This is a genomic window from Bacteroidia bacterium, from assembly GCA_019695265.1.
Classification (GTDB): domain Bacteria; phylum Bacteroidota; class Bacteroidia; order JAIBAJ01; family JAIBAJ01; genus JAIBAJ01.
Genome location: JAIBAJ010000167.1, coordinates 1 through 4,872, shown reverse-complemented (window position 1 = coordinate 4,872; position 4,872 = coordinate 1). Strand labels below are relative to the sequence as shown.

Annotated in this window: 5 protein-coding genes; 2 read left to right on the top strand and 3 right to left on the bottom strand. The window is 41.4% G+C overall.

Annotation, left to right across the window (positions count from 1 at the left end):
* On the bottom strand, positions 1–916 hold a 916-nt coding region (locus K1X82_14765; protein ID MBX7183372.1), incomplete at its 3' end, for a TonB-dependent receptor.
* A gap of 605 nt (positions 917–1,521) precedes the next feature.
* On the opposite strand from K1X82_14765, the gene K1X82_14760 reads away from it, so the two are divergent.
* Positions 1,522–2,640 carry an ATP-binding protein gene (locus K1X82_14760; GenBank protein ID MBX7183371.1) on the top strand — a complete coding sequence of 373 codons (1,119 nt, stop codon included), beginning with the start codon at positions 1,522–1,524 and terminating at the stop codon, positions 2,638–2,640.
* A 51-nt stretch (positions 2,641–2,691) separates the two neighbouring features.
* Entirely contained in the window at positions 2,692–3,192 is a 501-nt protein-coding gene (locus K1X82_14755) for a hypothetical protein (protein MBX7183370.1), read from the top strand.
* Between the two features lie 224 nt (positions 3,193–3,416).
* Here K1X82_14755 and K1X82_14750 read toward each other — a convergent pair whose 3' ends face one another.
* Both K1X82_14750 and K1X82_14745 read right to left on the bottom strand, forming a co-directional pair.
* Positions 3,417–4,358 (bottom strand): tryptophan 2,3-dioxygenase, encoded by a 942-nt coding sequence (locus K1X82_14750; GenBank protein MBX7183369.1) that lies wholly within the window; start codon positions 4,356–4,358, stop codon positions 3,417–3,419.
* An 11-nt stretch (positions 4,359–4,369) separates the two neighbouring features.
* The coding region (locus K1X82_14745; protein ID MBX7183368.1) for an FAD-dependent monooxygenase at positions 4,370–4,872 on the bottom strand (503 nt) is incomplete at its 5' end.

The following is a 4,872-nucleotide window of genomic DNA, read 5'->3' as shown; positions in this document are numbered from 1 at the left end:
GAACTACCTTGTATTGGAAATCGTAAAAATTAGGTCGAATGGGTAGATCGATTAGTTTGAATAAAAAGTCGAGGTATGATTTTCGTGCCGAAACAATAAAGTTGGTTTTTTTACCCATTGGACCTTCTAGCGTAGCTACTGCCTCGGTAAAACTCAAACGGATGTTCCCGCTAAATTTTTCCGGATTGCCTTGTCTTTGCTTGATTACAAAGGTTGAAGCAATGGCATTGTCATACCGGGCATCAAAGGCAGAAGAGGTAAGTTTTACATCTTCAATCAATGAAACGTTCAAAATGCCTTGTGCCCCACCCGAGCTTCCCTGGGTTTGGAAATGGTTCATTACCGGAATTTCAATTCCATCCACATAATATACGTTTTCGTTAGGAGCACCACCTCGAATAATGATATCGTTTCGGGAAGCACCTCCATTAGCTCCACCAACCCCAGGCAGAGTTTGAATTACACGTGACACGTCAAAACTGCCCCCAGGGTTTGATTTGATTTCTTCAGTGGTTAGTTGTTGCACCGAAAGTGGAGTTATCATATCAGTGGCTACAGCCGATTTGCCCTTGTCGAACGTAACCGTAACCTGGGAAAGTTGGGTACTTGCGCTTTCCAATTCAAAATTCACAATCTGGTTATTACCCGAATTTAAAACAATGTTCTCTTTAATAAGGGTAGTATATCCTAAAAAAGTTGCCCGTAGATTGTAGGTTCCAACCGGAAGCACAATTTTATAGTTTCCGTCAATGTCGGTGGTGGTCCCATTGGTAGTGCCATCAATAATAATGTTTGCTCCAACAATGGTTTCCTGGGTGTTTTTATCCTTCACCGTTCCCCGAATTACGCCGGTTACCTGAGCTTGAATAACTGTTGATAGTAGAATGAATGAGAAGAGTATAGTTGAAAGTTTCATTGCCGCTTGTTTTGGATTTGAGTTTGGTTAAACTATCAAATTGAGGGCGCAAAGGTAGATGGCTTTGTTTAACGAAATAATTAAAAGTTTAAACAAGTTCATAAATTAACTTAATAAAATTCCCAAAGCGCTATTGGTTTCTAAAAAGTTTAACAAGCATGGAGTAGGGGGATAGGCCTGTTTTTTTTTTAGGGGGTTTCCCTACGGGCCGGGCTTTCCGTTTCAATCTTTTTGCTCGTGCCTCCGCAAAAAGGATTTCCATTGCAATTCCTTACACCAATGTTATTTGAGAAATAGTCTAAAACTATTTTGAAAATTACAGTGGTAAATGCCGATGCAAAAGCTGTTTAGTCCAATTATGGCCAAGATAATTTGGACTATTACAGATTTGCAATCGGTATAACCCGGGCTGCTAACTAAACAGTTAGCCTTAATTTGAAGGTAAAAAGCACCTGAAAAACTTTAGCAATTAATTTTGGAAAAGTTTCTGAAAAACATAACCAATGGTGATTGTAATCACTATAAAGCATAACTAATGGTGAATACAATCACTTAAAGTTATAACCAATGGTGAATATATTCACTTAAAGTTATACTTTTGTGGCATGTACAAGCGGGAATTACAGCTATATATCGAACAAAAGTCGGGTTCAGGCAAGGCGATCATCCTAATTGGGCCGCGTCAGGTGGGTAAAACCACCCTGCTTGAAGAAATACTGAAGGACAAGGAATTTTTGTATTTGAATGGGGATGATCCTATGGTAAGGGCCCAAATGAATCAACCCAATACCGAAGAAATTCGTTCCTTGCTGGGGGGAAATAAGCTGGTATTTATTGACGAAGCCCAACGCATCGAAGGCATTGGCTTAACCATTAAAATCATTATCGACCGCCTTAAGGATGTGCAGGTTTTGGTAAGTGGTTCTTCCTCTTTCGATATATCCAATAAAATCAATGAACCCCTCACCGGCCGTAAATGGGAATTTAACCTTTTTCCTATTTCTTTCAGTGAGTACGAAGCCCGGCATGGTAAATTGTTTACTGAGCAACAGCTCGAGAACCGCCTCATTTATGGGTTCTATCCCGATGTGCTTAATAATCCCGGGCAGGAAGCCGGAATATTAAACAACCTGGTCGACAGTTATTTATACCGCGACATTTTGGCCTATTCCGAAATACGCAAATCGGATGTGTTGGAAAAGCTGGTTCGGGCATTGGCCTTGCAGGTGGGGCAGGAAGTCAATTTCTCTGAATTGGCCCAATTGCTACATGTGGATAAAAACACAATTATCAAGTATATTCATTTGTTGGAGCAGGGCTTTGTGATTTTCAGGTTGGGAAGTTTCAGTGGCAATCTTCGAAATGAAATAAAAACCAATTGTAAAATCTATTTTTACGACAATGGGGTGCGAAACAAGGTAATCGGCAATTTTAATCCCTTGGCTTTACGCAACGATGTAGGCGCCCTTTGGGAAAATTTTCTGCTTGCGGAAAGGAAAAAGCAAAACAGCTACCATCAGCGCCTATGTCAAACTTTTTTCTGGCGCACCAAACAGCAGCAGGAAGTTGATTTTGTAGAAGAAGAAGCCGGAAAAATCAGTGGATTTGAATTCAAATGGAACCCCACCCGTGCAGTCAGGTTTCCATTAACATTTACCAAAAACTACCAGGCTGAATGTAAGGTCATTAACCGGGCAAATTTTAGGGAGTTTGTGATAGGGTGATTTTTTTGTAAAAAGGTTTGAAAAACTTTTCTAATTAAAATTAAAGTCAAAATGAAAAATCGATTTTTTTTGAGAATCTTGTTGGGAGTTGCTTTAGCTGTAATTTGTTCATCCCAGGTTAGGTCACAAAAACAGGATACGAGCATTTGCCATAAATTGATAATAGATCCTGTATTATTTGATGAATTGAAAACAAAAAATACAGTACCGGAAGGGTTAGAAAAAATTAGAGGACTGGACCTCCCGGAAAATAGAATATTGAAAATTTCAAAAAATGATTTAGCTGATTGTTTGCTATTTTGGTTTAGCAGCCTCGATCAAAATAACCTAATTGATTCGTATGAATTTGTTTGGGATGGAAAAATAAGTGAAGGAGTTGTATGCCTCTACACCGAAGCCCGAAGCAGGAAAGTAAAATCTCATCCAGGATATCGGGTATTCAGAGGAATGAAAAGGTATTTATTTAATCAACTTTTGCCTCTCCCATTAAAGGAAATCAAAATTTACTATTACTCAATGGAACCTCAGTTTACTATCAAAATTGAAGGATGAATGGTTTACAATGCCAGGCACGAAGCCCCCGGGCAACGATTGAGCGTGATACCCCACAGGACCCCGATGGCCTTAGCCTCGGGGGACGAGGAGTATTAGCGAAAGCGTGACCATTTTGCCATGCACAAAAGTTTTTATCCTGCACCTTGGTTGAAGGCAAAATGGGGCCCGCCAAATAAAGAAAGTAATGGTATCCAAAAAGTCCTACAAATTGGAGGACTAGCCTAAGAATCCCTTCTTTTAAACCCTTCCAAATTATCTACTCCCCAGTTTTTTAATTCTTCTTCAGTCCATAAACTTGGGTAAAAAATGCGGCGCTGGTAACGGGGATGCATGTATTTCTGCCACTCGCTACCACCTGTTGCAGCGGCATCGCCCAAATATTTTCCGGCGGCATGGTAATGGGCCATCACCCACCTCACATTCACCGTGTGGTCGTAGTGGCGCATGGCATGAATTAATTCAGGATTGTTTCTTTCTGCCTCCGGAAGCTGCTTGTAGCGGGTGTATAAATTGGTAGTGTTGTATTTTTCCATCTCCCGCAGGAAAAATTCCTTGTATTTCTTTTCGAAATTGACAATCAAAGTGGTTTTTTTGCCGGTTTGATGGTCCTTGCCCGCAGCCTGCCAATACAAATGCTCAAAGGCATGGCTGTAAGGCGTATTGCGGTCTATGGTGGCCCTAAAACGGTAGTCGATTAAATTGATCAACTCCGTAGAGCTGAACTCGATTAAACGGTATTGGGCACTTTGAAAACCACTGGCAGGAGTAAGCGTATTGCGGAATTTCATGTATTGTTCCTTTTCCATGCCATCGCCCATCACCGAAAAAGAGGAGGCCAACACATCAAAATACCGACTGATACGCTCCAAATGCATGGTGAACTTTTGGGCTGTGAGGTTTTCGCAGGTGGCGACCTGATCAATTTCCCATAAAATCATTTTGAACAACAATTCATTGATTTGATGGTACATAATAAAAATCATCTCGTCGGGCTGGGTAGTTCGCTGCACCTGGAGGTTTAACAAGGCATCGGTTTGGATATAATCCCAGTAGGTGATGGGTTTTGACCAAAGCAATCCTTCCAAATGAGTGCTCATATTTTGGTCAATGGCCGTATATTTTTGGTTCAATTGGCCAAGCAAGGTTTCCAATGATTTTTCCATGAAACAAGCAATTAACTGGTGATTTTTTCGCCCAAACTGGCATGGATTATCTCGTCCAACCGGGCGGCATCGGTGTTTTCGTTTACACCATTTTTTTGGATGATATTTTGAATATATTGGTCTTGCTCCTTTCCTTTATTTAATGCCACCTGGTATTCGATATCACTAAACGACACCATGGAATACATCGGGAAATACTTGCCGGGATAGAGTTCGGCGATTCGTCTTTCCACCTTTTGCTGCAACTGGTAAGCGGGGTCGGCCACCTTATCGCGCATGATGATATAATTGAGTAAGGAAAGGTCCTGCACGGCATCGCCATTGGGTTTGCGCCGGGTTTCGTATTCTTTAAAAATGGCCGGCCAGTTTTCGTTATGCTTTTTCATGAGGGCATTCATCACCGAACAATCTTCGAACCCGGCATTCATTCCTTGTCCGAAAAACGGAACCGTGGCATGGGCGGCGTCACCCATGAGGGCGAATTTTCCGCTGGTCCAGGGGAAGCAACGGATAA

Coding starts and splice junctions, on each gene's coding strand:
- K1X82_14760 (MBX7183371.1), top strand. CDS start 1,522: ATGTACAAGCGGGAATTACAGCTATATATCGAACAAAAGTCGGGTTCA.
- K1X82_14755 (MBX7183370.1), top strand. CDS start 2,692: ATGAAAAATCGATTTTTTTTGAGAATCTTGTTGGGAGTTGCTTTAGCT.
- K1X82_14750 (MBX7183369.1), bottom strand. CDS start 4,358: ATGGAAAAATCATTGGAAACCTTGCTTGGCCAATTGAACCAAAAATAT.